The sequence below is a fragment of the Streptomyces sp. NRRL S-31 genome, from assembly GCF_000718775.1.
Lineage (GTDB): Bacteria > Actinomycetota > Actinomycetes > Streptomycetales > Streptomycetaceae > Streptomyces.
Window position 1 is genome coordinate 43,683 of the sequence record NZ_JOCB01000052.1, and the last position, 24,896, is coordinate 68,578.

General features: G+C 70.9%; 25 protein-coding genes. 4 read left to right on the forward strand and 21 right to left on the reverse strand.

From position 1 onward, the window contains the following. Positions 1–50 precede the first annotated feature (50 nt). The 10 genes from tatC to IF37_RS0120930 form a co-directional block, all read right to left on the reverse strand. Positions 51–1,001, reverse strand: a complete 951-nt coding sequence (gene tatC / locus IF37_RS0120885) for a twin-arginine translocase subunit TatC (protein WP_030744678.1) — start codon at positions 999–1,001, stop codon at positions 51–53. A gap of 47 nt (positions 1,002–1,048) precedes the next feature. Continuing rightward, positions 1,049–1,327: a Sec-independent protein translocase subunit TatA gene (gene tatA, locus IF37_RS0120890; protein WP_030744679.1), complete on the reverse strand. Its 279-nt coding sequence runs from the start codon at positions 1,325–1,327 to the stop codon at positions 1,049–1,051. A 259-nt stretch (positions 1,328–1,586) separates the two neighbouring features. Next, positions 1,587–1,781, reverse strand: a complete 195-nt coding sequence (locus tag IF37_RS0120895; RefSeq protein WP_030744683.1) for a hypothetical protein — start codon at positions 1,779–1,781, stop codon at positions 1,587–1,589. A gap of 79 nt (positions 1,782–1,860) precedes the next feature. Further along, on the reverse strand, positions 1,861–2,154 hold the full coding sequence (locus IF37_RS0120900; RefSeq protein WP_030744686.1) for a hypothetical protein: 294 nt from the start codon (positions 2,152–2,154) through the stop codon (positions 1,861–1,863). A 64-nt stretch (positions 2,155–2,218) separates the two neighbouring features. Then, entirely contained in the window at positions 2,219–3,250 is a 1,032-nt protein-coding gene (locus IF37_RS0120905; RefSeq protein WP_030744689.1) for a YafY family protein, read from the reverse strand. A gap of 14 nt (positions 3,251–3,264) precedes the next feature. After that, positions 3,265–4,293: a YafY family protein gene (locus tag IF37_RS0120910; protein WP_030744691.1), complete on the reverse strand. Its 1,029-nt coding sequence runs from the start codon at positions 4,291–4,293 to the stop codon at positions 3,265–3,267. A 160-nt stretch (positions 4,294–4,453) separates the two neighbouring features. Continuing rightward, positions 4,454–4,825, reverse strand: a complete 372-nt coding sequence (locus tag IF37_RS0120915; protein WP_030744693.1) for an FKBP-type peptidyl-prolyl cis-trans isomerase — start codon at positions 4,823–4,825, stop codon at positions 4,454–4,456. Between the two features lie 84 nt (positions 4,826–4,909). Continuing rightward, a complete protein-coding gene (locus IF37_RS0120920) occupies positions 4,910–5,917 on the reverse strand; it encodes an FKBP-type peptidyl-prolyl cis-trans isomerase (protein WP_030744695.1) in 1,008 nt (335 codons plus the stop codon). Positions 5,918–6,060: 143 nt separating this feature from the next. Next, entirely contained in the window at positions 6,061–7,422 is a 1,362-nt protein-coding gene (gene pafA, locus IF37_RS0120925; protein ID WP_030744697.1) for a Pup--protein ligase, read from the reverse strand. A gap of 9 nt (positions 7,423–7,431) precedes the next feature. Continuing rightward, positions 7,432–8,691: an MFS transporter gene (locus IF37_RS0120930; RefSeq protein ID WP_030744699.1), complete on the reverse strand. Its 1,260-nt coding sequence runs from the start codon at positions 8,689–8,691 to the stop codon at positions 7,432–7,434. 88 nt (positions 8,692–8,779) lie between these two features. Here IF37_RS0120930 and IF37_RS0120935 point away from each other — a divergent pair, with 88 nt between their 5' ends. Further along, a complete protein-coding gene (locus tag IF37_RS0120935; protein ID WP_030744701.1) occupies positions 8,780–9,796 on the forward strand; it encodes a LacI family DNA-binding transcriptional regulator in 1,017 nt (338 codons plus the stop codon). A 57-nt stretch (positions 9,797–9,853) separates the two neighbouring features. On the opposite strand, the gene prcA is transcribed toward IF37_RS0120935, so the two are convergent. The 5 genes from prcA to arc form a co-directional block, all read right to left on the reverse strand. Continuing rightward, positions 9,854–10,591, reverse strand: a complete 738-nt coding sequence (gene prcA / locus IF37_RS0120940; protein WP_030744704.1) for a proteasome subunit alpha — start codon at positions 10,589–10,591, stop codon at positions 9,854–9,856. A 60-nt stretch (positions 10,592–10,651) separates the two neighbouring features. After that, positions 10,652–11,497 carry a proteasome subunit beta gene (prcB, locus tag IF37_RS0120945; RefSeq protein WP_030744706.1) on the reverse strand — a complete coding sequence of 282 codons (846 nt, stop codon included), beginning with the start codon at positions 11,495–11,497 and terminating at the stop codon, positions 10,652–10,654. Positions 11,498–11,767: 270 nt separating this feature from the next. Beyond that, positions 11,768–11,986 carry a ubiquitin-like protein Pup gene (locus IF37_RS0120950; RefSeq protein ID WP_030744708.1) on the reverse strand — a complete coding sequence of 73 codons (219 nt, stop codon included), beginning with the start codon at positions 11,984–11,986 and terminating at the stop codon, positions 11,768–11,770. A gap of 172 nt (positions 11,987–12,158) precedes the next feature. Continuing rightward, the gene (gene dop, locus IF37_RS0120955) at positions 12,159–13,670 is read right to left on the reverse strand and encodes a depupylase/deamidase Dop (protein WP_360821711.1); all 1,512 of its coding nucleotides are present in this window, start codon (positions 13,668–13,670) and stop codon (positions 12,159–12,161) included. 232 nt (positions 13,671–13,902) lie between these two features. Then, the gene (gene arc, locus IF37_RS0120960) at positions 13,903–15,669 is read right to left on the reverse strand and encodes a proteasome ATPase (protein WP_030744713.1); all 1,767 of its coding nucleotides are present in this window, start codon (positions 15,667–15,669) and stop codon (positions 13,903–13,905) included. Between the two features lie 520 nt (positions 15,670–16,189). On the opposite strand from arc, the gene IF37_RS0120965 reads away from it, so the two are divergent. Continuing rightward, the gene (locus tag IF37_RS0120965) at positions 16,190–16,492 is read left to right on the forward strand and encodes a ferredoxin (RefSeq protein ID WP_030744715.1); all 303 of its coding nucleotides are present in this window, start codon (positions 16,190–16,192) and stop codon (positions 16,490–16,492) included. Between the two features lie 7 nt (positions 16,493–16,499). Here the strand turns inward: IF37_RS0120965 and IF37_RS0120970 are convergent, their stop codons facing one another. The 3 genes from IF37_RS0120970 to IF37_RS0120980 form a co-directional block, all read right to left on the reverse strand. Beyond that, on the reverse strand, positions 16,500–17,081 hold the full coding sequence (locus IF37_RS0120970) for a hypothetical protein (protein ID WP_030744717.1): 582 nt from the start codon (positions 17,079–17,081) through the stop codon (positions 16,500–16,502). Positions 17,082–17,383: 302 nt separating this feature from the next. Further along, positions 17,384–18,286 carry a tRNA (adenine-N1)-methyltransferase gene (locus IF37_RS0120975; RefSeq protein ID WP_030744719.1) on the reverse strand — a complete coding sequence of 301 codons (903 nt, stop codon included), beginning with the start codon at positions 18,284–18,286 and terminating at the stop codon, positions 17,384–17,386. 74 nt (positions 18,287–18,360) lie between these two features. Continuing rightward, positions 18,361–19,938 carry a site-2 protease family protein gene (locus IF37_RS0120980; protein ID WP_030744721.1) on the reverse strand — a complete coding sequence of 526 codons (1,578 nt, stop codon included), beginning with the start codon at positions 19,936–19,938 and terminating at the stop codon, positions 18,361–18,363. 165 nt (positions 19,939–20,103) lie between these two features. Here IF37_RS0120980 and IF37_RS39565 point away from each other — a divergent pair, with 165 nt between their 5' ends. Together IF37_RS39565 and IF37_RS0120990 are read left to right on the forward strand one after the other, a co-directional pair. After that, positions 20,104–21,099 carry a RecB family exonuclease gene (locus IF37_RS39565; RefSeq protein WP_030744723.1) on the forward strand — a complete coding sequence of 332 codons (996 nt, stop codon included), beginning with the start codon at positions 20,104–20,106 and terminating at the stop codon, positions 21,097–21,099. A 53-nt stretch (positions 21,100–21,152) separates the two neighbouring features. Beyond that, the gene (locus IF37_RS0120990) at positions 21,153–21,824 is read left to right on the forward strand and encodes a response regulator transcription factor (RefSeq protein ID WP_030744725.1); all 672 of its coding nucleotides are present in this window, start codon (positions 21,153–21,155) and stop codon (positions 21,822–21,824) included. A 102-nt stretch (positions 21,825–21,926) separates the two neighbouring features. Here the strand turns inward: IF37_RS0120990 and IF37_RS0120995 are convergent, their stop codons facing one another. The 3 genes from IF37_RS0120995 to IF37_RS46655 form a co-directional block, all read right to left on the reverse strand. Continuing rightward, positions 21,927–23,531 (reverse strand): ABC transporter substrate-binding protein, encoded by a 1,605-nt coding sequence (locus IF37_RS0120995; protein WP_030744727.1) that lies wholly within the window; start codon positions 23,529–23,531, stop codon positions 21,927–21,929. Positions 23,532–23,963: 432 nt separating this feature from the next. Then, positions 23,964–24,665 carry an HAD family phosphatase gene (locus tag IF37_RS0121000; RefSeq protein WP_030744729.1) on the reverse strand — a complete coding sequence of 234 codons (702 nt, stop codon included), beginning with the start codon at positions 24,663–24,665 and terminating at the stop codon, positions 23,964–23,966. 112 nt (positions 24,666–24,777) lie between these two features. Further along, complete coding sequence (locus IF37_RS46655; RefSeq protein WP_352199752.1) at positions 24,778–24,879, reverse strand: hypothetical protein; 102 nt, start codon at positions 24,877–24,879, stop codon at positions 24,778–24,780. Positions 24,880–24,896 lie beyond the last annotated feature (17 nt).

Sequence of the window (24,896 nt, forward strand, 5' to 3'; positions counted from 1 at the left end):
GAGGGGGACGGGGGCATCGCGCGGTGCGCCGGTGGGTGACCCGGTGGAGGTCAGGTCGCGTCGTCGTAGCCGTTGACCCGGTCGGTGCTCGCCTGCTCGGGCAGCGCGCGGGCGGCCGGGACGGACTCGACCTCGCCGATGTCCTCCGGGGTGAGGTCCAGCTCGGAGGCCTCGTCGTCGCCCGGCCCCGCCGCCTCGCGCAGCCGCCTGCGCTTGTCGTTGAGGAGCGAGAAGACGACCGCCGCGAAGTACAGCACCCAGATCGGCCCGGCGAGGGCCAGCATGGACAGCGGATCGGTGCTGGGGGTGGCGACGGCCGCGAAGATCGTGATGCCGAGGATCATGGCACGCCACCAGCCCAGCATGCGCCTGCCGCTCAGCACCCCGGTGAGGTTCAGCATGATCAGCAGCAGCGGCAGCTCGAAGGAGAGGCCGAAGACGACCACCATGCGCGTGACCAGCTGGAGCAGGTCGTCCAGCGGCAGCAGGTTCTTGATCTGCGTGTTCGGGGTGAACTGGATCAGTACCTCGGCCGTGGTCGGCAGCAGCTTGTACGCGAAGAAGGCACCGCAGAAGAACAGCGGGGCGCCGGTGAAGACGAAGACGTAGGCGTACTTCTTCTCGTGCCGGTGCAGACCCGGTGCGACGAACGCCCAGAGCTGGTACAGCCAGATCGGCGACGCGAGCACGACACCGGCCATCAGCGAGACCTGGAGGGCCAGCGTGAACGGCGCGAGGAGGCCGTTGATGGTGATCTCGGCGCACTGGGTCTTGCCGCTGGACTTCGCCAGCTCTTCGAAGGACTTCCCACAGCCGACCGAGTCGAGGATCGGACCCGTCAGGAAGTTGATGATCTCGTTGTAGAAGAAGGCTGCGACGATCGTCACGACGACGATGGCCAGCATCGCCTTCGCGAGCCGGTTGCGGAGCTCACGAAGGTGTTCCGCGAGGGGCATCCGCCCCTCGGGATCCCTCTCCTTGTTGCGGGCAGGCTTGAGCAACCCACGTCCTCATCTCGTGCGGCGGGCCGGGGCTTTCCGGCCCTGCGTCAGCGCTGGGTGGAATCCGTCGGCTCGTTGACCGGCCGGGAGCTGCTCACGTCGCCGGGGGCCGCCTGGATGGTGCGCTGCGAAGCCTGCTCGTTGGGGGTGGAGGCCTGGGTGGAGGAGCCGCCCTCTTCCTTCATCGCCTTGGCCTCGCTCTTGAGGATGCGGGCGGACTTGCCGAGCGAGCGGGCCATGTCCGGGAGCTTCTTCGCGCCGAACAGCAGGATGACGACGACGAGGATCAGAATGAGCTCGGGAGCTCCGATTTTTCCACCGAACATGAATCTTTACCTTCTCACCGAGGCGGCTGGGTGGGGTGCTGTCCGACCAGTCGGACATGTGTCCGATGGTCATGCTGTCAGCGATCGTAACGCTCAGGGGTAAACGTGAGGCAATCCCCGTGCGTACTCCCGGTCCACGGTGCGGGCCTCGTTCTCCGCACCACGACCAGCAGGGTACCTGTCCGGCGGGGCAGCATGACAGGGCGAAGTGACGCAAACCGCTTGTATCACGGCCCCCACCGTCACCACCGGGCGCGGCTCACAGCGTGTCGACGGCACGGGCCGCGCTCACGGCCGCCCGCTCCAGGTCCTCGGATGCCCGGCTGATGCGCCGGGCGGAGTCCGCCACCTGCTCTCCGAGGCATCGGGCCGCCAGGAACACCCGGACGGCGAGCACCCCCAGGACGGCGAGACCCAGGAAACCCACGGCTACCGCGAACATCGGCCAGAACATGACGACGAGGGTAGACCGTCCGCCGGCGGGGCCCGCATCCGGCCGCCGCCGTGCCGGGCCGCCCACCGGGTCCGGCCCGCTACACCGTGGAGTGCAGCCGCAGCGTCCTGACCCCGCCGCCGGTGAGCAGCTCCACGATCCGCTCGCCGGCCGGCTTGCGGACCGACGCGCCGCAGTCGGGGCAGGTGAAGGAGTAGAACGTCGTCCGGCTGGTGGCCCCGATGGCCAGGCGGAGCGCGCTCGCGGCGAGTTCGAAGCGGCCCCGGCAGTCCGGGCAGCCGGCCCTGAACGTCACGGGGACCACCCCGCGCATCCCCGCGAAGGCGGTCGCCACCGTCATCTCACCCGCACCGGACTCCGGAGACTCGCTCACAGCCCTCGCTCCTCTTCCTCTGGTCGCAGCTGGTCGTCCGCCCGCGAGGCGCCACGGCCTCGGCTCACACAGACCTCTCGTCCCGGTCGTCGGCGGCATCGCGCACCGCGTCCGCCGGTCCGTCGTACGCCGCCAGGGCCTCGTGGGCCGCCCGGCGGGCGCTCTCGGCCAGCTCGGGCGGCGAGACGATCCGGCCGTCACGGCCGAGCCGCAGCGCCAGCCGGCGCAGCGAGGCCGGATCGGGGGTGCGCAGGGTGATGCGCAATCCGCCGTCGGGAAGCTCATCGGCGCTGTCGTGCGGGTAGTACTCGGCGACCCAGCGCCCGCCGGGGCCGACCTCGACCACCACCTCCGGGTCCTCGGCGGCCGGCTGCACCAGCCCCTCGGAGAGGTCGCGCGGCTCGATCTCCGGCGGCGCCGAGGGCGCGTCGAGGATCTTGATCTCGGCGACCCGGTCCAGCCGGAAGGTGCGCCGGGCCTCGGAGCGGCGGCACCACGCCTCCACATAGGTGTGGCCGACGCTGACCAGCCGGATGGGGTCGATCTCGCGCTCGGTGACCTCGTCGCGGGCCGGCGAGTAGTACCGGATCCACAGCCGGCGGCGCTCGGAGATCGCCCGGTCGACGTCGGCGAAGACACCGCCCTCGGACTCGAAGGTCACCGACAGCCGGGAGCTGGCCCCGGCGGCCTCCCCGGCCGCCGTCTCCACCTTGGCGGTGGCCCGCAGCAGGGCCTGGCGGTCGCCCTCCCGCAGGCCGGGCAGCGTGGCGACCGCGCGCGCGGCGACCAGCAGGGCGGTGGCCTCGTCGGCGGCGAGCCGGAGCGGTTCGGCCGCCTCCTCGCCGAGCGCCGCGGGGTTGTGCCACCAGATGCGCTCGCCGTCGGTGTCGATGTCCAGCAGATCGCCGCCGCGGAAGCTGGTGCCGCACATGGGCAGCAGATCGAGGTCGGCGACCAGCTCGTCCTCGCTGATGCCGAAGGCGCGCGCGACATCGGCGATCCGGGCGCCGGGGCGCTCGCGGAGGTACGTCACCAGCGAGAGCATCCGCCGGGTCTGGTCGATGGCGTTGACGGTCCTGGCCGGTTTGCCTGCCACAGTCCTGCTCCCCCTCAGCCCTCGGCCACGGCGCGCAGCCGGTCCAGCACGTCGGCCCGCAGCTCGGCCGGCTCCAGCACCACCACGTCCGGCCCGAACTCCACCAGCCAGGCGTCCAGACCGTGCCCGTACGGAATCTCCAACTCGTCCCAGCCGTTCCCGAGTTCCCGGACCTTGGCGGCCTTCGCCCGAAGGGGGTAACCGGCGCCGGAGCGCAGCCGGATCAGCGCCGAGCGGTCCGCCGTCTCGCCGGCCCAGCTCGCGACGGTCTCCCGGACGGTCACGACGTCCGGCACGGGCGCGGTGAAGCCCGTGCCGCGGGAACGGACCTTGCCGGTGATCCGCGAGAGCCGGAAGACGCGCTCGGCGCCCCGGTCACGGTCGAACCCGGCCAGATACCAGTGGCCGCGCCAGCACTCCAGCGCCCACGGCTCGACATGCCGGGGCTCGGGGCGGGCGGCGGAGGCCTTGCGGTAGTCGAAGAGGACCGGGCGGCGGTCGCGGCAGGCCAGCATCAGCGGTTCGAAGGCGGCCTCGTGCACCGGGATGCGCGGCTCCAGCGCGCCGTGCGCCTCGTACGGGTCGACCTCCTCCGGCAGGCCCGCGGCGCGCAGCTTCTGGAGGGCCCCGCTGGCGGCGCCGGCCAGCCGGGCCTGCTGCCAGACCTTGGCGGCGAGACCGAGGGCGGCTGCCTCCTCGGCGTCCAGGGTGATGGGAGGCAGGCGGTTGCTGTCACGGCGGGCCAGGTAGCCGACCTCGCCGTCGAGGTTCTCGACGGTCTCGATGACCAGACCCAGCTCGCGCAGGTCGTCCTTGTCCCGCTCGAACATGCGGTTGAAGGAGTCGTCGGAGGAGCCCGCCGCCCCCTTGTCGGGCCTGGAGGCCGCCCCTCCCCCCGGCCTGGAGGCCGCCCCTCCCCCCGGCCTGGAGGCCTCGACGTAAGCCTCGATGGAGTCGCGCAGCTCGCGCTTGCTGAGTGGCCGGCGTGCGCCGAGCAGACACAGCGCGAGGTTCATCAGCCGCTCGGCCTTGGCAATGGCCATCGACGCCCTTCGCCTTCCCTATGGTGCTTCCGATCGATGACCGTACCGCTCCACGGGGCCGGGACAAAGCCGAGGGCCCATGCCCGGGCGGGCATGGGCCCCAGGTGATCGGATCCGGTCGGAACCGGCCGGTGGGAACCGGCCGGTCGACCGGCGCGGATCAGACGGCGATGAGGTCCACCACGAAGATGAGGGTCTCACCGGGCTTGATCGCCGGGGTCGGGCTCTGGTTGCCGTAGGCGAGGTGGGCCGGGATGGTCAGCTGGCGACGGCCACCGACCTTCATGCCCTGCACGCCCAGGTCCCAGCCCTTGATGACACGGCCGCCGCCCAGCGGGAAGCGGAACGGGGCGTTACGGTTCCAGCTGGCGTCGAACTCCTCGCCGGTGCTGAAGGCCACGCCGACGTAGTGGACGGTGACCGTCTGGCCCGCCTGCGCGACCTCGCCGTCACCCTCCCAGATGTCCTTGATCTCGAGGTCCGCCGGGGGCTCGCCGCCCGGGAAGTCGATCTCGGGCTTCTCGATGCTCACGTCAAAAGCTCCTGCTTGTGTACGACACGAAACGTGGACAGTCTTTCATCCCCGGGGCCCTCCGGCCCGCCATGGGCCCGAGCGTCACATCGCCGCGAGGATGTCCACCGTGAAGACGAGGGTGGAGCCCTTCTTGACGGCCCCGCCGCTCGGCGGGTTGTCGCCGTAGCCCAGCTCCGGCGGGATGACGAGCAGGACCCTGCTGCCCACCTTCTTGCCGGTCAGGCCCTGCGCGAGGCCCTTGACCGCCTGCTGCATCTGCTCCAGCGAGAACTGGCTGAGCCGGCCGGAGCCATAGGTCCGCTGGAAGGTCTTGCCACCGTCCCAGACCAGGCCCTGGAACTGGCACAGGACCGTCTGGTCGGCCTTCAGCTCGGGGCCGTCGCCCTCCAGCACGTACTCCGACACGAGCTTCTTCGGCGGGTCGGTCCGGGGCGGGACGGTGACCTTCGGCACCTGGCCGTCGGTGTTGGTGCCCACCTTCGGCAGGGCGGCGTCGGTCTGCGGGACCACGGTGCCCTTGGCGGAGCTCTTGGAGTTGAAGGACTCGATCAGGTCGATGACGAAGACCAGGGTGTCGGTGCCCTTGATGCCGGCCTGCGGGTTGCCGCCCTTGCCGTACCCCAGGGCCGGCGGGACGGCGATCTCGATCCGGCTGCCGGTCTTCTTGCCCTGGAGGGCGTACCGCCAGCCGTCGATGATGCTGCCCTGGGCGAGCTGCATGACCAGCGGGCGCTTGCGGTCGTAGGAGTTGTCGAAGACCTTGGCCGTGTCCCAGATCTGGCCGAGGTAGTCGGCCCGGATGAAGTCGTTCTCCGCGACCGCCCGGCCGCTGCCCGCGATCGCCGTCCTGACGGCCAGGTTCTCCGACGGGTCGCCCGGCCCCTTGGCGACGGTCGGCTTCTCGCCGAACCTCGTGCCCGCGGTGATCGCCGGCAGCGGTCCGTCCACGATCTTGGGCGGCGGCGCCGAGGACGCCGAGGCCGACGGCGACGCGCTGGTCTTGCCGGACTCGGACGAGCCGTCACCGCAGCCGGCGAGCGTGACCAGTCCTGCGGGTACGGCGGCGAGGAGGAGTGAACGTCGGCGCACGGAAGAGCCTCGTAATCGGTCGATCTTGCGGATGGCGTGCGCGCAACTCTACGACTCGAGAAGGGCGCCGTACGGAAAACGTACGGCGCCCGTGTGGCGTTCCGGCATTTCGCGGCCCGGACGCTTGCCCCACCCGCTTTCGCCTACATTCCGGCGATCAGCTTCTCCACCCGGTCGTCCACCGAACGGAACGGGTCCTTGCACAGGACGGTGCGCTGGGCCTGGTCGTTGAGCTTGAGGTGCACCCAGTCGACGGTGAAGTCCCGGCGCTGTTCCTGGGCCCGCCGGATGAAGTCGCCGCGCAGCCTGGCCCGAGTGGTCTGCGGGGGCACCGACTTGCCCTCGAAGATCTTCAAGTCGTTGCAGACCCGGGTGGCTTGGCCCTTCTTCTCCAGCAGGTAGTACAGGCCACGACGGCGGTGGATGTCGTGGTAGGCGAGGTCTATCTGGGCGACCCGCGGGTGCGACATCGTCATGTTGTGCTTGGCCCGGTACCGCTCGATGAGCTTGTACTTCATGACCCAGTCGATCTCGGTCCCGATGCGGTCCAGTTCCTCGGTCTCGATCGCCTCGAGCGTGCGGCCCCACAGCTCCAGGACCCGCGCGACCGTGCCGGTGCGGATGCCGCGGCGGTCGCAGAAGTCCACGGCCTTGTCGAAGTACTCGCGCTGCACCTCCAGCGCGGATGCCTCCCGGCCGCTGGCCAGGCGCACCTTGCGCCGGCCGGTGATGTCGTGGCTGACCTCGCGGATCGCCCGGATCGGGTTCTCCAGGGTGAGGTCGCGCATCACGGTGCCGGCCTCGATCATGCGCAGCACCAGGTCGGTGGCGCCGACCTTGAGCAGCATCGTGGTCTCGGACATGTTGGAGTCGCCGACGATGACGTGCAGCCGGCGGTAGCGCTCGGCGTCCGCGTGGGGTTCGTCGCGGGTGTTGATGATGGGCCGGGAGCGCGTCGTCGCCGAGGAGACGCCCTCCCAGATGTGCTCCGCGCGCTGGCTGACGCAGTAGACGGCGCCGCGCGGGGTCTGGAGCACCTTGCCGGCGCCGCACAGCAGCTGCCGGGTGACCAGGAAGGGGATGAGGATGTCCGCGAGCCGGGAGAACTCCCCGTGCCGGGCCACCAGGTAGTTCTCGTGGCAGCCGTAGGAGTTGCCCGCCGAGTCGGTGTTGTTCTTGAAGAGGTAGACGTCGCCCGCGATTCCTTCCTCGTGCAGGCGTCGTTCCGCGTCCACCAGGAGTCCCTCGAGAATGCGCTCGCCGGCCTTGTCGTGGGTGACCAGTTCGATCACGTTGTCACATTCGGGTGTCGCGTATTCCGGATGTGAGCCCACGTCGAGATAGAGGCGGGCGCCGTTCCGCAGAAAGACATTGCTGCTGCGGCCCCATGACACGACACGGCGGAAGAGGTACCGCGCCACCTCGTCAGGAGACAGGCGCCGCTGTCCCCTGAACGTGCACGTGACGCCGTACTCGTTCTCCAGCCCGAAAATGCGGCGGTCCATGAGGGAACATTACGCCCGATCACGCGAGCTGAAACGGGGTTCGGCGGCACGATTTGGATCATTTTCCGATGAAGCCGCAACGACCGCGCCTCGCGCGGGAGCTGCGAGGACCCCTCCGGTGGCCAGCAGGACCAGCAGCGAAACGGCCCCGGCCAGGCCCGGAAGGGCGAAACCCCACCGGTCGCCGCCGGCCTGGACCACGGGTCCCGCCAGGCCGGTTCCGACCGAGGCGCCCACGGTGAACGTCGTCACGAGCCAGGAGAACGCCTCGGTGACCGTTCCGCGGGGCGCGTGCCGGTCCACGATGATGAACGCGCAGGCGATGCAGGGCGCCAAGAAGACTCCGGAGACCACACTGAGCAGCACCATGGCGACCGGGCCCGGGGTCAGCGTGAGCGGCAGGTAACAGACCGCCAGAAGGGCCACCAGGACCCGGAGTCGCCGTTCGGGGGCGCCGGCCCACCGGCGGGCGCCGTAGACGGTGCCGCCGGCCAGGGCCCCGAGACCCAGCCCCGCCATCAGCCAGCCGTAGACCGCGTCGCCGCCGTGGCCGTCGGCGTACGACACCGCGGCGACCGTGATGGAGCCCAGCGCGATGCCGACGAACAGGAAGGCGGCGAGCAGCACGAGCAGGCCGGGCGAGCGCAGCGCGCCCAGCCAGTGGGCCTCGCGCGGGGCCGAGCGCCACGCGCGCGAGGGCGGCGAGACGACTACGGAGAGGGCGCCGAGGACGCCCAGGAGGTTGAGCACGAGCAGGGCGGCGCGCTCGTCCCACACGGCGACGCACAGGGTCACCAGCAGCGGGCCGACGGTGAACATGACCTCCTGCGCGATGGCGTCCATGGCGTACGCGGTGTGCACCTGGTCCTCGCGGCGCAGCACGGAGGGCCACAGGGCGCGCAGGCCGCCCTCCAGGGGCGGGGTGAACAGGCCGGCCGCCGCGACGGACGCGTAGGCGAGCGGCAGCGGGTCGGTGCCGCCGAGCGCGAAGACGGTCATGGCGAGGGCGGCGAGGACGGCCGCGGGCAGCTGGACGCGCGGCTGCCCGTACAGGTCCACGAGCCGGCCCAGCACCGGCTGGCCGACCGCGTTGGCGACGCCGTACACGGCCGCGAGGGCGCCGGCCAGGCTGTAGGTGCCGCCCTCGGCGCGGACGAAGAGGACCAGGGCGATGGCGGCGGTGCCGTTCGGCAGCCGGCCCACCAGGGTGCCGGCGAGCAGCCGGAGCGCGTGTCTCGCCCTCAGGATCTCCAGGTATCCCGCGGCCATGCCCTGCCTCCAAGTGTTACGTATAACTTCCTTCGTCATACGTACCATGTGCGCTGTTCACCCGTCCACACGAAGGAGCAGGCCCACGGTGGCACGCAGCAGCACGCGCCCGACCAGCCGGGACGTCGCCCACGCGGCCGGGGTGTCCCAGGCGGCCGTCTCCCTCGTGCTGGGCGACAAGTGGCGCGGCCGGGTGTCGCAGGCCACCGCCGAGCGGGTCCGGGAGGCCGCGCGCGACCTCGGCTACCGGCCCAACCTCGCCGCCCGCAACCTGCGACTGGGCCGCACCCGCACCGTCCTGCTCGTGGTGCCCGCCCTGACCACGGAGTTCTTCGCCGGCGTCTACACCGGCGCCGCGCGGGTGGCGGCCGAGCACGGCTTCGGCGTGGTCCTCTACCCCTCCCCCGAGGGCATCGGCCCGGCCCGGGACCCCTTCGCGTCGGCGCGGGCCGCCCTGGACGGCGTCATCGCCTCCTCGATGGCCGCCGACGCCCTGACGGCGATCCGCGGCGAGGCGCTGCCCCTGGTCATGCTGGACAGCGACCCCGCGGGCAGCCTGGGCGCCGCGACCGTGAACCTGGACATCGCCGACGGTGTCCGCCAGGTCGCCGCGCACCTGCTGGGCCTGGGCCACCGGCGGGTGCTGCACCTGGCCGCCGACGTGCCCTCCTGGACCTTCGAGGTGCGCGCGAAGGAGCTGGCGGCGCGGCTGGCCGCCGTGCCCGGCACACGGCTCCGCACGGCCCGGGCGCCGATCTCCATCGAGGGGGCGCGGGCCGCCGCCCACGCCGCGTTCACCGCGCCCGGGCCCCGGCCCACGGCGGTGGTCTGCGACGACGACAAGCTCGCCGCCGGTGCCTACAAGGCGCTGCGCCGCCTCGGGCTGCGCGTCCCGGACGACGTCTCCGTCACCGGTCTCGACGACCTCGCCCTGGCCACCGCGCTCGACCCCGAACTGACGACGGTGCGGCTGGACGCCGAGCTGTTCGGGGAGCGCGGCATGAGCGCGCTGCTGGCGGTCCTGGAGGGCCGGGAGCCGGCCGGCGGGGACATCCCGGTGGAACTGGTCGTGCGGGGCTCCACGGCCCCGCCCCGGGAGCCCTGACGCGGGAAGGCCCCGGCCTGGGGCCGGGGCCTTCCCGTCGGTGCGGACCGGGTCGGGTCACTCCTCCTCGGAGCTCTCCGCTTCCGTGCTGGCGCCGTCCGCCTCCAGCAGGCGGGCGAGCTGACGGCCGACGATCCGCTTGAACTTGCGCTTCTGCGGACGGGTGCGGTCCAGCACGGCGACTTCGAGGCGCTCGGCGGGGATCTCCCGCTCGCTGCCGTTGGTGTCCCGCGACAGGGCCTGCACCGCCAGCTTCAGGGCCTCGGCGAGGCTCATGCCGTCGCGGTGGCGCTGGTCCAGGAAACCGCTGATCTGCTCGGCGTTGCCGCCCACCGCGACCGAGCCGTGCTCGTCCACGATGGAGCCGTCGTGCGGCAGCCGGTAGATCTGGTCGCCCTCGGGGGTCTCCCCCACCTCGGCCACCACCAGCTCCACCTCGTACGGCTTCTCGGCCGCGGAGGAGAAGATGGTGCCCAGCGTCTGGGCGTAGACGTTGGCCAGGCCCCGGGCGGTGACGTCGTCCCGGTCGTAGGTGTAGCCGCGCAGGTCGGCGTAGCGGACGCCGCCGATGCGCAGGTTCTCGTACTCGTTGTACTTGCCGGCCGCCGCGAAGCCGATCCGGTCGTAGATCTCGCTGAACTTGTGCAGCGCGCGGGACGGGTTCTCGCCGACGAACACGATGCCGTCGGCGTACTGGAGCACGACCAGGCTGCGGCCACGGGCGATGCCCTTGCGGGCGTACTCCGCCCGGTCGGCCATGGCCTGCTGGGGTGAGACATAGAACGGCGTCGACACCGGTTATCCGTCCCTTTCTGTCATGGTCACTGGATCACCTTGGATAAGAAGCGGGTCCGCTCAGAGCAGGGCGGCCTTGGGGCCGTCGGGCTCCTCCAGGCGCTTCTGGAGCACCCCGCGGGCGGTCTCGGACGACTCCTCCTCGGTGAGCCGGCGGAAGCCGTCCTCGGTGATCACGGTGATGATCGGGTAGATCCGGCGGGCGACATCGGGACCACCGGTCGCCGAGTCGTCGTCAGCCGCGTCGTAGAGGGCCTGCACCACGAGGGTGATGGCCTGGTCCTCGCTCAGGTCGTCACGGAAGAGCTTCTTCATCGCACCGCGCGCGAAGATCGAGCCGGAGCCCGTCGCCGCGTAATGGTGCTCCTCGGACCGGCCGCCCGTGACGTCGTAGGAGAAGATGCGCCCCTTCTCGCGGTCCAGGTCGAACCCCGCGAAGAGAGGCACCACGGCCAGGCCCTGCATGGCCATGCCGAGGTTGGAGCGGATCATGGTCGACAGCCGGTTCGCCTTGCCCTCCAGGGACAGCTGGGCGCCCTCGACCTTCTCGAAGTGCTCCAGCTCCAGCTGGAAGAGCTTGACCATCTCGACGGCCAGGCCGGCCGTGCCGGCCATGCCGACGGCCGAGTACTCGTCGGCCGGGAAGACCTTCTCGATGTCCCGCTGGGCGATGACGTTGCCCATCGTGGCCCGCCGGTCACCGGCGAGCACCACACCGCCGGGGAACGTCACGGCCACGATCGTCGTGCCGTGCGGCGCCTCGATGACGCCCTTGGCGGGCGGCAGCTGCCGGTTGCCGGGCAGCAGCTCCGGCTGGTGCCCGGAGAGGAAGTCCATGAACGAAGAGGATCCTGGCGTCAGGAAGGCAGCTGGTAGACGCCCGGTGCCACGGGTATTGGCTTCCACGGGTTTCCTTCCACGTAGCGGCAGTCCGGCGGGCGAGCCGGGGACAGGACTCCCCCGCTCGCCGGAGGCCGGAGTGCGGTTGTAGCACGGTATGCCACGGACCTTACCCGGCTGGTGGCGGTGATCCACATGCCCTGCGGCGGCCGTCTAGCGAGGACGAAGACCGCTCGCGGCCCGGACTCCTCCGGCCACGAGCAGCGCTCCGTCGTCCGCTCTCCGGCCACTACGGCTCCCACACCCTCGAACCACTGATCCGAAGGCGCGAGCGGCTTACTGCCCGCCCTTTTGCACGAAGGAGCGTACGAAGTCCTCCGCGTTCTCCTCGAGGACGTCGTCGATCTCGTCCAGCACGGAGTCCACGTCGTCGGACAGCTTCTCGTGCCGCTCCTTGAGGTCGCCCTGCGCCTGCGCGTCCTGCGCCTGCTCCTCGACCTCCTCGGTGGACCGCGTGGCCTTCTGCTGACCGCCGCCGGTGTCCTTGGTCGCCATAACCCTCACCCCGCTCAGTTCGCCTGCCGATCGGTGATGATCAGACCCTACAAGCCGGGTCCGACATCGGCCCCGCAGTTGGTGCAACGTACGGGGGCCATTCCGATGATTCCCTGGCGGCGGGGTTTCCACCCCGCCCGCCCGGTCGCAACCGGGTACCCCCTGACTCCGCTCATCCGCCGGACAGGACCCTGACCAGGTCTTCCGCCGTGCGGCAGCGGTCCAGCAGCTCCTTGACGTGATTTCGCGTTCCGCGAAGCGGTTCCAGGGTTGGCACGCGCTGGAGGGAGTCGCGGCCCGGGAGGTCGAAGATGACCGAGTCCCAGCTGGCCGCGGCGACATCGTCGGCGTACTGCTCCAGGCAGCGTCCGCGGAAGTACGCGCGCGTGTCCTCCGGCGGCTTTCTGCGGGCCTTGTCGACCTCGGCCTCGTCCAGGAGCCGCTTGATGCGCCCGCGGGCCGCCAGGCGGTTGTAAAGCCCCTTCTCGGCGCGCACGTCGGCGTACTGGAGGTCGACCAGGTGCAGCCGGGCGGCGTCCCAGTCCAGGCCGTCGCGGCGCCGGTAGCCCTCCATCAGCTCCCGCTTGGCCACCCAGTCCAGCTCGCCGGCCAGGCTCATCGGGTCGTTCTCCAGCCGGGTGAGGGTGTCCTCCCAGCGGCTGAGGACGTCCTTGGTCTGGTCGTCGGCGTCGGCGCCGAAGCGCTCCTCCACGTACTTGCGCGACAGCTCGTAGTACTCCATCTGTAGCTGCACCGCGGTGAGGGTGCGACCGCTGCGCAGGGTGACCAGTCGCTTGAGCGACGGGTCGTGCGAGACCTGGTGCAGGGTGCGCACGGGCTGGTCCACGGCGAGGTCCACGGCGATGAAGCCGTCCTCGATCATGGACAGGACCAGCGCGGTGGTGCCCAGCTTGAGGTAGGTGGAGATCTCCGAAAGGTTGGCGTCGCCGATGATCACGTGCAGCCTGCGGTACTTCTCCGCGTCCGCGTGCGGCTCGTCGCGCGTGTTGATGATCGGCCGCTTGAGCGTGGTCTCCAGGCCGACCTCGACCTCGAAGTAGTCCGCGCGCTGGCTGAGCTGGAAGCCGTGTTCGTGCCCGTCCTGACCGATGCCGACGCGGCCCGCTCCGGCGAAGACCTGGCGGGAGACGAAGAAGGGCGTGAGGTGGCGCACGATGTCCGAGAACGGGGTCTCGCGCTTCATCAGGTAGTTCTCGTGCGTGCCGTAGGAGGCGCCCTTGTTGTCGGTGTTGTTCTTGTAGAGGTGGATCGGCTGGGCTCCGGGCAGCTGCGCGGCCCGCTCGGCGGCCTCCGCCATGATCCGTTCGCCGGCCTTGTCCCAGAGGACGGCGTCGCGGGGATTGGTGACCTCGGGGGCGCTGTATTCGGGGTGGGCGTGGTCGACGTAGAGCCGCGCGCCGTTGGTGAGGATCACATTGGCCAGGCCGATGTCCTCATCGGTGAGCTGGCTGGCGTCGGCGGCCTCCCGGGCGAGGTCGAAGCCTCGCGCGTCCCGCAGCGGGTTCTCCTCCTCGAAGTCCCAGCGGGCCCGGCGGGCCCGGTGCATCGCCGCCGCGTAGGCGTTGACGATCTGGGACGAGGTGAGCATGGCATTGGCGTTGGGGTGGCCGGGGACGGAGATCCCGTACTCCGTCTCGATGCCCATTACTCGCCGTACGGTCATGCGGCCCTCCTTGCCCGGCGGCACCCTCGGTCGTGGGCGCCACTCAGATACCGCCGGCGCTCCGGTGCGTGTGCGGTGCCCGTCCCCGCAACTCGCGACTCGGCGGCAGAAACGAGCCTAGAACGCCTTTGCGCTGGTGGGGAGATCATTTGCGTCATTGACTGCTCCGGTCGTGGCCTGAAAAACAGTCGGCTGCGGGTACCCGCCGAGGGCACCCGCAGCCGCCCTGCCGTTACAGGTACTGACCGGTGTTCGCCACCGTGTCGATGGAGCGTCCGGTGTCCGCGCCCTGCTTTCCGGTGATCAGGGTGCGGATGTACACGATCCGCTCGCCCTTCTTTCCGGAGATCCGGGCCCAGTCGTCCGGGTTCGTGGTGTTGGGCAGGTCCTCGTTCTCCTTGAACTCGTCCACACACGCCTGGAGCAGGTGGGAGACGCGCAGACCCTTCTGGGTCTTCTCCAGGAAATCCTTGATCGCCATCTTCTTGGCACGGCCCACGATGTTCTCGATCATGGCGCCGGAGTTGAAGTCCTTGAAGTAGAGGACTTCCTTGTCACCATTGGCGTAGGTGACCTCCAGGAAGCGGTTCTCCTCGGATTCGGCGTACATGTGCTCGACCGCCGTCTGGATCATGCTCTGGACGGTCGTGGCCTTGTCGCCGCCGTGCTCGTCGAGGTCGTCCGCGTGCAGCGGCAGGCGCTCGGTGAGGTACTTGCCGAAGATGTCCTTGGCCGCCTCGGCGTCCGGACGCTCGATCTTGATCTTCACGTCGAGCCGGCCGGGGCGCAGGATGGCGGGGTCGATCATGTCCTCGCGGTTGGAGGCGCCGATCACGACCACGTTCTGGAGGCCCTCCACGCCGTCGATCTCGGCGAGCAGCTGCGGGACGATGGTGTTCTCCACGTCCGAGCTGACGCCGGAGCCACGGGTGCGGAACAGGGACTCCATCTCGTCGAAGAAGACGATCACGGGGGTGCCCTCGCTGGCCTTCTCACGCGCACGCTGGAAGACCAGGCGGATCTGCCGCTCGGTCTCGCCGACGTACTTGTTGAGCAGCTCGGGACCCTTGATGTTCAGGAAGAAGCTCTTGCCCGCCGCCTGGCCGGTGACCTCGGCGACCTTCTTGGCGAGCGAGTTGGCGACGGCCTTGGCGATGAGCGTCTTGCCGCAGCCGGGCGGGCCGTAGAGCAGGACGCCCTTGGGCGGGCGCAGCTCGTGCTCCTTGAAGAGGTCCGGGTAGAGGTACGGCAGCTCGACCGCGTCGCGGATGGCCTCGATCTGGTTGCCGAGGCCGCCGATCTGCTCGTAGCCGATGTCGGGGACCTCTTCGAGGACCAGTTCCTCGACCTCGCTCTTGGGCACGACCTCGTAGACGTAGCCCGAGCGGGGTTCGAGCAGGAGCGCGTCGCCGGGGCGGATGGTGACGTCCAGCAGCGGCTCGGCGAGCCGTACCACCCGCTCCTCGTCGGTGTGCCCCAGCACGAGGGCGCGCTCGCCGTCCTCCAGGATCTCCTTGAGGGTGACGATGTCGCCGACGCTCTCGTACTCCATGGCCTCGACCACGTTGAGCGCCTCGTTGAGCATGACCTCCTGGCCGCGCCGCAGGTCGTCGAGTTCGACGCTGGGGCTGACGTTCACCCGGAGCTTGCGGCCGCCGGTGAAGATGTCGGCGGTGCCGTCCTCGTTGGCCTGTAGGAAGACACCGAAGCCGGCCGGCGGCTGGGCGAGCCGGTCGACCTCCTCCTTGAGGGCCACGATCTGGTCGCGGGCCTCGCGGAGTGTGTTGGCCAGCCGCTCGTTCTGCGCGGAGACGCCGGCCAGATTGGTCTGTAGCTCGACGATCCGCTCTTCGAGAATCCTCGTGTGGCGCGGAGAGTCGGCGAGCTTGCGGCGCAGGACGGCGATCTCCTGCTCAAGGTAGGCGATCTGCTCGGCCGGGTCGTCGGACCCGCGTCCCGGGCGGATGCCGCGGTTCATGTCGTCGTCGTGGGCTGCCACGGTCCTCACCTCCTCCAAGGGGAGCTGGACGCTTCCAGACCCTACCTGGGTGGGTGTCGATTGAAACCCCTAGATCACAAAGACTGTCAAGGTGTGTCGTCGGTCACCCGCCGCACACCCCCTCGCACGGAGGGGATACCCACTCAACGTGAGGGGAAAGCAGCTTGTTCCATGCATGGCGTGCTCAAAACCCTTCGTGGCTGGCCGGAGTTGTCCGGTCCGGGCCGATCGGCCCGTGCGCGGGCAGCACACATGGCGCTCGTACGATCATCACGCAGAGCGACGGAACGGGCGGACGGTGTCACCGTCGTGGCGGCCTGAAGTGATCGGCCCGGCCGCCGGGGCCTCCCTCTCCCGGTCCGGCGCTGGTACCCGAGCGGGCGGCGCCGGAAACCCCGCACCGGTGCCACCCGGCCGTGAACCGGGCGGAGGTAGGGTCGGGGGTGTTCAACAACCGCTGGCGCGTGCCCGGCTGGCCCTCGTGGCACCGGCCCGCCCGGCGAACCCGACGGCAGGAGAGATGACCGTGCAGCAGGAGGCCCCGGGCGGCGAGGCACTGGAGGTCTGGATCGACCAGGACCTGTGTACCGGTGACGGGATCTGCGCCCAGTACGCCCCGGAGGTGTTCGAGCTGGACATCGACGGGCTGGCCTATGTGAAGGGCGCGGACGACGAACTGCTCCAGGCCCCGGGGGCGACCACGCCGGTGCCGTTGCCGCTGCTGACGGACGTGGTGGACTCGGCGAAGGAGTGTCCCGGCGAGTGCATCCACGTCCGCCGCGTTTCGGACAAGGTGGAGGTGTACGGGCCCGAGGCCGAGTGAGCCCGGTTCAGACGCTGTGGGCCCCGGCCGGCGTGGAGCGGAGGAAGGCGTCGCCCTTCCACCGCCACGCGGCCGGGGTCTTCACGTCGGGGCAGCAACTGGGCACGGCGTCCGAGGAGTAGCCGAGCAGCGTGGCGGAGACGGTACCGGCGCGGACGCCGAAGGCGGTGACCGTGAGCCGCTCCGCGGGCCGGACCAGGGTGGCCACCACGCGCGGCGCGCCGCCGCCGGCGGGGCGGGTGAGGACGTAGACGCCGTCGGGCGGGGTGCCCATGGGGGCGTCGCAGTGGACCACCGCGACGGTTTCCGGCCTGCCGTCGCCGTCCAGGTCCCCGGTGGCCTTCTTGACGACGATCGCCTTCACCGGACCGCACTCCAGGGGGAAGGCCACACCGGCCGTGCTCGGCGGTGCGGCGGCCGCGGGGGCGGGCCGGCCGGCCGGACCGGGGGCGGACTGGGCGGCCGTGGCCGATCCGGGCTGGACGACGGAGGAGAGGGCCACGACGCCGGCGACGGCCGCCGCGGTGGCGACCCAGTGCACGGGCCGGGCCTGGGCGTGGGCGAGTTCCGGGACGGCTGATTGCTGCACGAGGAGTGTCTCCTGTGAGGGCTGTGCCGGTGGGATGGCCTGCATCGTGCCATACGTCACAGTGCGGGGGAACGGCGGGGTCCGGGATTCCCGCAGGCGATGGGCGCGCACGGAACAGGTGCCGCTGTCGATGGCGGCTCCGGTCGCGCTCCCGGCGCCGAACACGGCAGCGGTACCGGTGGCGCGACCGGCACCGGTAGGACTACCGCGTCAACGGACGGGCGCCGTGGCCGGGTTCCCGTCGTCGGCGGGGAACTCGGCCACGGCGCCCTCGCGTTGACGCACGCGCGCGTGGCGGCCGCTCAGCGGCCGGCGCCGCCGTCGGCGTTCGGTCCGGCGTAGTCCTCGCCGTAGGCGCCCTTGGCGGGGCGGCGGCGGCGCATGGGCGGCTCGACGCCGTCCGCGAGGCGGCGGGCGGTGAGCAGGAAGCCGGTGTGGCCGATCATCCGGTGGTCCGGGCGGACGGCCAGGCCCTCGATGTGCCAGTTGCGGATCATGGTCTCCCAGGCGGTCGGCTCGTTGAAGGAGCCGATCTCCCGGATGGACTCCACGGTCCGGGCGAGCTGGGTGGTGGTGGCCACGTAGCAGCAGAGGATGCCGCCCGGGACCAGCGCCTTGGAGACGGCCTCCAGGCACTCCCAGGGGGCGAGCATGTCGAGGATGACACGGTCGACGTCGGTGTCGGACAGGTTGTCCTGGAGGTCACCGACGGTGAGCTGCCAGGCGGGGTGCGGACCGCCGAAGTAGCGCTCCACGTTCTGCTTCGCGATCTCGGCGAAGTCCTCGCGGCGCTCGTAGGAGTGCAGCATGCCCTGGTCGCCGATGGCCCGCAGCAGGAAGCTGCTGAGCGAACCGGAGCCGACACCGGCCTCCACGACGCGGGCGCCGGGGAAGATGTCGGCGAAGGCGAGGATCTGCCCCGCGTCCTTGGGGTATACGACGGCTGCCCCGCGGGGCATGGACAGGACGTAGTCGGGGAGCAGGGGGCGCAGCGCGAGGTAGGCCACGTTGCCGGTGGTCCGGACAACGCTGCCCTCGGGAGCGCCGATCAGTTCGTCGTGCGGGAAGGAACCCTTGTGGGTGTGGAAGTTCTTCCCGGCTTCGAGCGTGAACGTGTAGTGGCGACCCTTGGGGTCGGTCAGCTGTACCTGGTCCCCGACCTTGAAGGGCCCGCGCCTGCGGGCGGCACCGGTCGGTTCGGACATGTGACCAGCCTACCGGTTCCCCGCCGGGGGCTCGGCCACGAGGTGCGAGGGGGTGCTCCGGCCTCCGGGGTGCGTCAGGCCGGTCGTGCCATGGCCTTGACGAAGGCCCGCTCGACGTCCGCGGCCGACAGCACGCCGTAGATCTCGCCGGTCTCCTCGACCACCAGGTACTCGGTGGCCGGGGTGGCCCGGAGCGCGTCCAGCAGGTCCTCCCCGGCCAGCTCGGCCGAGACCCGCATGCCGTCGGTCAGCTCCTGGGCGAGCCCGCTGACCGCCACCCAGGGGCGGCGGTGCTCGGGTACGCCGACGATGGCCGCCTCCCGGACGAGCGAGAGCGGGTTGCCGTCGACGTCCACCACGACCAGGGCGCGGGCTCCGGCGGCGTTGGCGCGGCGCAGCGCCTCGGAGAGCGGGGTGTCGCCCTGCACCGGGACGGCCCGCCGGGTGAGCGCCCGGGCGCGCAGCTCGGGGAGGTGTTCGCGGAGCCGGGCCATGCGCAGGCTGTTGCCGGCGCCGGTCCAGATGATCGCGGCGAGGATGGCGGCGAGCAGCGCGTCGAAGACGGTGTCCATGCCGCCCACGTCCTCGCTGCCGCCGCCCAGGGCGCCGGAGGAGTTGAGCAGCGGCAGCCCGACCAGGACGCTGACGGCGAGGGCGCGGCCGACCCAGGCCGCGGCGACGGTGCCGCTCATCGGCTTGCCGGTGATTTTCCAGACGACGGCGCGGAGCATGCGGCCGCCGTCGAGGGGGAGGCCGGGCAGGAGGTTGAAGATCGCCACGATGAGGTTGGAGATCATCAGCCCGGCGAGCAGGACGCCGGGCACGGTGCCGGGTTCGACGGGCTGCATGGCGAGGTAGAACAGGCCGGCCAGCACGAGGGAGAGCAGCGGGCCGACGAAGGCCAGCACGAACTCGCGGCCCGGGGTCTCGGCCTCCTTCTCGATCTCCGAGACGCCGCCGAAGAACTGGAGCTGGATGCGGCGGACCGGCAGCTTGAAGCGGATCGCGGCGATCGTGTGGGCCAGCTCGTGGACCAGGACGGAGGCGTAGAAGGCGACGGCGAAGAAGAGGGAGACCAGGTAGCGGGCGGCGCCCAGCTCGGGCAGCACGCGGTCGAGCTGTCCGCCGAAGACCCAGGTGATCAGGGCGGCGACGAGGAACCAGCTCGGCGCGACGTAGACGGGCACGCCGAAGGGGCGGCCCATGAGGATGCCGCCGCCGGGCCCGGCCTCCTTGGAGCGCGGCGGCCGGCCCTTGGCGATGCCGGAGTGGGCGAGGGAACGGTGCTCGTGGTCGGCGCCGGGGGTCCGGTGGGCCGGGTCGGCGGGGTGGTCGGCCGGGTCCGGCGTACGGGGTGCGCGGGCCTCGCCGGCTCCGGTGGGGGTGCGGTCCGTGCCGGACTCCCCGTCGTCGGCGGGCTCCTCCCCGGCTTCCGTCCTGTTCTCGGTCTCGTCGTCGTCCCCGGGGTGCCCGGAGTGCCGGGAGCGCCCGGAGTCCGACGTGGGAGGGAGCGGTCGACGGGGTGCCGCGGGGTCCGGCTCGGCGCCACGGTGGTCGGCGGGTCCCGTCGCCGGGGCCGCAGGGTCCGCGGAGTGCACGGCCGGCTCGTCGTTGCCGGACCGCGGCTGCCCGCTTCCGCCGCTCACGTCCACGGTGTCCCCTCGTTCGAAGCGTCTTCCGCACCTACCGGACGGAAGGGTCTCTGGTCGATGGTATGCGGCGGTGGTGACACGTTCCGCCCCGGCACCCCTTGTGTTCGCCCCGGGGACGCCCGGCGGACGCGGCCGGCGGCTGGGGCGCTGTCAGTGGTGGGCCGTATGGTCTGGGGCATGGACAGCAGCATCGACGAGGCGGCGGCCCGGCCGGGCGACGCCGAGCGGACGGCACCGGCCGCCCCGGGCCCGCGGCCGCAGCCGGACCCCGCGGTGCCCGTGGCGCCCGCGGTGCCCGCGGTGCCCGTGGCGGAGCCGGCCGGCGGCCGGACCGCGGTCGCACCGGCCTCGCTGTCGCCGTCCCGGGCCGGCGACTTCATGCAGTGCCCGCTGCTGTACCGGTTCCGGGTGATCGACCGGCTGCCGGAGAAGCCGAGCGCGGCGGCGACGCGCGGCACGCTGGTGCACGCCGTGCTGGAGCGGCTGTTCGACGCGCCCGCCGGGGAGCGGACCGCGCCGCGGGCGAAGGCGCTGATCCCGGGGCAGTGGGACCGGCTGCGGGAGAGCCGCCCGGAGGTGACCGAGCTGTTCGCCGACGATCCGGACGGCGAGCGGCTGGCCGGCTGGCTCGCCGAGGCGGAGCGGCTGGTGGAGCGCTGGTTCACGCTGGAGGACCCGACGCGACTGGAGCCGGCCGAGCGGGAGCTGTTCGTGGAGGCCGAGCTGGAGTCGGGGCTGCGGCTGCGCGGGATCATCGACCGGGTGGACGTGGCGCCGACCGGCGAGGTGCGCATCGTCGACTACAAGACGGGCAAGGCCCCGCGCCCCGAGTACGCCGAGGGCGCGCTGTTCCAGATGAAGTTCTACGCCCTGGTCGTCTGGCGGCTGAAGCGGGTCGTGCCGCGCCGGCTCCAGCTCGTCTACCTGGGCAGCGGGGACGTGCTGACGTACGACCCGGTCCTCGCCGACCTGGAGCGGGTGGAGCGCAAGCTGCACGCGCTGTGGCAGGCCATCGAGCAGGCCACCGAGACCGGGGACTGGCGCCCCCGGCCGACCAGGCTGTGCGGCTGGTGCGACCACCAGGCGCACTGCCCGGAGTTCGGCGGCACTCCCCCGCCCTACCCGCTGCCGGTGCGGACGCCCGGGCCCGGGACGGTGTAGGGCGGCCGGACCGCCCAGGGCAGAATGGGGCCGGACTAGCGAAGGAGTGTCACGTGGCCATCCGCGTCCTACTGGTCGACGACCAGCCCCTGCTGCGTACGGGTTTCCGGATGATCCTGGAGGCCGAGCAGGACATCGCGGTCGTCGGCGAGGCCGGTGACGGTCTCCAGGCCCTCGACCAGGTGCGCGCGCTCCAGCCGGATGTCGTGCTCATGGACATCCGGATGCCGCGGATGGACGGTGTGGAGGCCACCCGGCAGATCACCGGACCCGGGCGGGACGGTCCGGCCAAGGTGCTGGTGCTGACCACCTTCGACCTGGACGAGTACGTGGTGGAGGCGCTGCGCGCCGGGGCCAGCGGCTTCCTGCTGAAGGACGCGCCCGCCAACGAGCTGGTGCAGGCGATCCGCGTCGTGGGGGCCGGCGAGGCCATGCTCGCGCCCAGCATCACCCGGCGTCTGCTGGACAAGTACGCCACGCACCTGCCGTCCGGCGAGGAGCCGGCTCCGGACACCCTGCACACCCTCACCGACCGTGAGGTGGAGGTGCTGAAGCTGGTGGCGCGCGGACTGTCCAACGCCGAGATCGCGGCCGACCTGTTCGTCAGCGAGACCACGGTGAAGACGCACGTGGGGCACGTGCTCACCAAGCTGGGGCTGCGGGACCGGGTGCAGGCGGCGGTGTACGCGTACGAGAGCGGTCTGGTGCGCCCCGGCGCGCAGTGACCGGCGGCGGCGCGGACCGTGTGACGGCGCGGACCGGATACGGCGAGGGCGCCCCCCCCCACAAGGGAGGGCGCCCTCGCCGTATCCGGTCGTCGAGCGGCGTCAGCCGCTCACACCGCGGCCCAGCTCCCACAGCTGGAGCACGGAGGAGGAGTTGATGGCGTAGGCCACGCCCGTGATGTCTCCCCGCGCGGCGACGTACTGCTTGCCCTGCCACAGCGGCAGGATCGGCACGTCGTCGGCGACGATGTCCTGCATCTCGGTCAGGCTCTTGGACGCGCCGAGCCGGTCGGCCTCACGGCGGGACTCCGGGATCAGCGAGCGCTGGACGGTGCCGTTGTTGTACGGCAGGCCGAGGATGTTCTCCTTGTCGAGGAAGGGCGCGAGGAAGTTGTCGGCGTCCGGGAAGTCGGGGAACCAGCCCATGCCGAAGACGTCGTACTCGCCCTTCTGCTCGGCGGGCCGGAAGGTCACCCAGGGGTGGCCCTGGATGGAGGCGTCGAACAGACCGCTGTCGTTGAGCTGCTTGCGCAGGACCTCGAACTCCTGCTTGGTGGCCGAGCCGTAGTGGTCGGCGGTGTAGTGCAGGGTCAGCTTCACCGGGGTGGTGATGCCGGCCTTGGCGAGCAGCGACTTGGCCTTGTCGACGCTGGGGTTGCCGTACTTGTTGAAGAACGAGTTGGAGTGGCCGGTGACCGTGGCGGGGACCAGCGAGTACAGCGGCTCGGCCTGGGTGCCGTAGACCTTGGAGACCAGCTCGCCGCGGTCGATGATCTGGGCCATGGCCTGGCGTACGGCCTTGGACTTGACGCTGGGGGCGTTGGTGTTGAAGGCCAGGTAGCGGATTTCCAGGCCCGGCATGTCGACCAGGTCGACGTTGTCGTCGGTGCCCGCGTCCAGCTTCTGGATCTGCGCGGGCGACATGGTCCGGGTCATCACGTCGATGTCGCCCTTGTCGATCGCCGCGCCCATGGCATCGGCGTCGGCGAAGGTGCGCATCTCGACCTTGTCGTTGTTCACCGTTAGGCTGCCCTTGTACAGGGGGTTCTTGGTGAAGGTGACACTGACGAGCGAGTTGTCCTTGACGTTCGCCTTGAAGGTGTAGGGACCGGAACCGTCGACCTGGAAGCCGTCGCGCACCTTGCCCTTGGCGTAGTCCGAGGGGTCGAGGATGCCCGCCACCGGGGTGGACAGCTTGTACGGGAAGGTGGCGTCGGCCGTCTTGAGATGGAAGACGACCTCCCGGTCGCCCTGCGTCTCGATGGTGTCGATGGTGTTCAGCAGGGTGGCGACACCCGTGTCGGCCTTGATGTCCAGGGCACGCTCGATGGAGTACTTGACGTCCGCCGCCGTGACCTTGTCACCGTTGGCGAACTTGAGGCCCTCGCGCAGCTTGCAGGCGTAGCGCTCACTGCCACTGTCGGTGAACCCGCAGCTCTCGGCGGCCTCCGGCACCGGGCTGCCCTCGCCCTTGGGCACCACCATCAGGGTCTGCACCGTCGGGCGGAGAAGGTTCCAGGCGTTGGTGTCGTAGGTGTAGGCCGGATCGAGGGGCGCCGGGGCCTCCTTGGTGGCCGTGAACTGGTCCGTGGTCCCGACGACGATGGCGTCACCGCTCTTGCTCCCGCTGTCGGATCCGCCGCACGCGGCGAGAACCGGGGTGAGCAGGCCGGCCACCGCCGGCAGCACCAAAGTCTTGCGGTTCATGCGGGAGTTTCTCCAGAGCTGTTCGGGTCCCTGTATCCAACGTGCATGGGTGGCGAGTCGGATCACGGGGGTTCTCGGCGATGTTCTCGCGATGAGATTAGTCCGCACCCGCACGGGGGCTCACAGCCGCGCGAGTTGACCCCCCATCACGCAGTGGAACCGGGCGCGGACAGACCGAAAACCCGACAGCGGCAGGATTAGTGCAGCTTCCCATCAATCAGGACACAAGGTTCCGGCGAAACGAGCCACTCCGAGACGGTCAGCACAGCCGGCCACCATTGTCGAGCCCCATGACAGTGGGGAACGTCACATTCGTACTGTGTGGCCGGTCAGCCCAATAGGCCGGGCGGCCGCCCCGGAATTCCCCCCCGGTGTACTTCCCCCGCAAATATGTCCAGCGCGGCCAATGCGGCTCCCACGCTGGGTGAACGACTAGCGCATTTCCGTCATCAGACCCCGCAGAAATGCCAGGTCGACCTCTTCCAGGGAGGAGACGACGGTGCGTCCCGCGGCCGGGCCGATGGGCGCGACGGAGGGAACGGCGATCACCCGGCAGCCCGCGGCCTCGGCCGCGGCGACCCCGGTCGCGGTGTCCTCGATGACCGCGCATCGGGACGGCCGGGCGTCGAGTCCGGCGGCGGCCAGCAGGTAGGGGTCCGGGAAGGGCTTGGTGCGGGAGACCTCGTCGCCGGCGATCGAGAGGGCGAAGTGGTGCGGACCGAGCACGGTCAGGACACGGTCGATGATGCGCCGGTGGGAGGCGGAGACGAGGGCGGTGGGGATCTCGTACTCGGACAGCTCGGCGAGCAGCCGGGCGGCGCCCGGCATCAGCGGCAGGGTCCGGCCGATGCGGTCCTCGAAGCCCTCGTTGAGCAGCACGGTGAGTTCCGCGAGGGTGATGTCGGCGCCGGTCGCCTCGATGAGGAAGCCGGCGCTGCGGGTCATGGGGCCGCCGACGACGACGTGGCGCCAGGTCTCGTCCAGGACGTGTCCGAGGGAGGCGAACACCTCCGTCTCGACGTCCCACCAGAACCCTTCGGTGTCCACCAGGGTGCCGTCCATGTCCAGGAGCACCGCCTGGAGGGCGGAGTCTTCGGCCGTACGGGTTTCCGGCGCGGGGACCGTGCTGGTCATCCGGCGCACCTCCTTGAGGGACGACCAGGCCGGCTCCCCGGCTGGGGAACCGGCCTGCGGTGGACCGACCAGTGTACGACTTATCCGATCAGCGCGCCGTGTGGGACACGCTTCATCGTGCGTTGAAGTACTTGGCTTCGGGGTGGTGGATCACGATGGCGTCGGTGGACTGTTCGGGGTGGAGCTGGAACTCCTCGGAGAGGTGGACACCGATCCGCTCCGGTTGGAGCA

Bases quoted from the DNA above. Each gene is read 5' to 3' on its own strand.
- tatA (WP_030744679.1), bottom strand. From the start codon at position 1,327: ATGTTCGGTGGAAAAATCGGAGCTCCCGAGCTCATTCTGATCCTCGTC.
- IF37_RS0120895 (WP_030744683.1), bottom strand. From the start codon at position 1,781: ATGTTCTGGCCGATGTTCGCGGTAGCCGTGGGTTTCCTGGGTCTCGCC.
- IF37_RS0120910 (WP_030744691.1), bottom strand. From the start codon at position 4,293: ATGGCCATTGCCAAGGCCGAGCGGCTGATGAACCTCGCGCTGTGTCTG.
- pafA (WP_030744697.1), bottom strand. From the start codon at position 7,422: ATGGACCGCCGCATTTTCGGGCTGGAGAACGAGTACGGCGTCACGTGC.
- IF37_RS0120930 (WP_030744699.1), bottom strand. From the start codon at position 8,691: ATGGCCGCGGGATACCTGGAGATCCTGAGGGCGAGACACGCGCTCCGG.
- IF37_RS0120950 (WP_030744708.1), bottom strand. From the start codon at position 11,986: ATGGCGACCAAGGACACCGGCGGCGGTCAGCAGAAGGCCACGCGGTCC.
- dop (WP_360821711.1), bottom strand. From the start codon at position 13,670: ATGACCGTACGGCGAGTAATGGGCATCGAGACGGAGTACGGGATCTCC.
- IF37_RS0120965 (WP_030744715.1), top strand. From the start codon at position 16,190: ATGACCGTGCAGCAGGAGGCCCCGGGCGGCGAGGCACTGGAGGTCTGG.
- IF37_RS0120975 (WP_030744719.1), bottom strand. From the start codon at position 18,286: ATGTCCGAACCGACCGGTGCCGCCCGCAGGCGCGGGCCCTTCAAGGTC.
- IF37_RS39565 (WP_030744723.1), top strand. From the start codon at position 20,104: ATGGTCTGGGGCATGGACAGCAGCATCGACGAGGCGGCGGCCCGGCCG.
- IF37_RS0120995 (WP_030744727.1), bottom strand. From the start codon at position 23,531: ATGAACCGCAAGACTTTGGTGCTGCCGGCGGTGGCCGGCCTGCTCACC.
- IF37_RS0121000 (WP_030744729.1), bottom strand. From the start codon at position 24,665: ATGACCAGCACGGTCCCCGCGCCGGAAACCCGTACGGCCGAAGACTCC.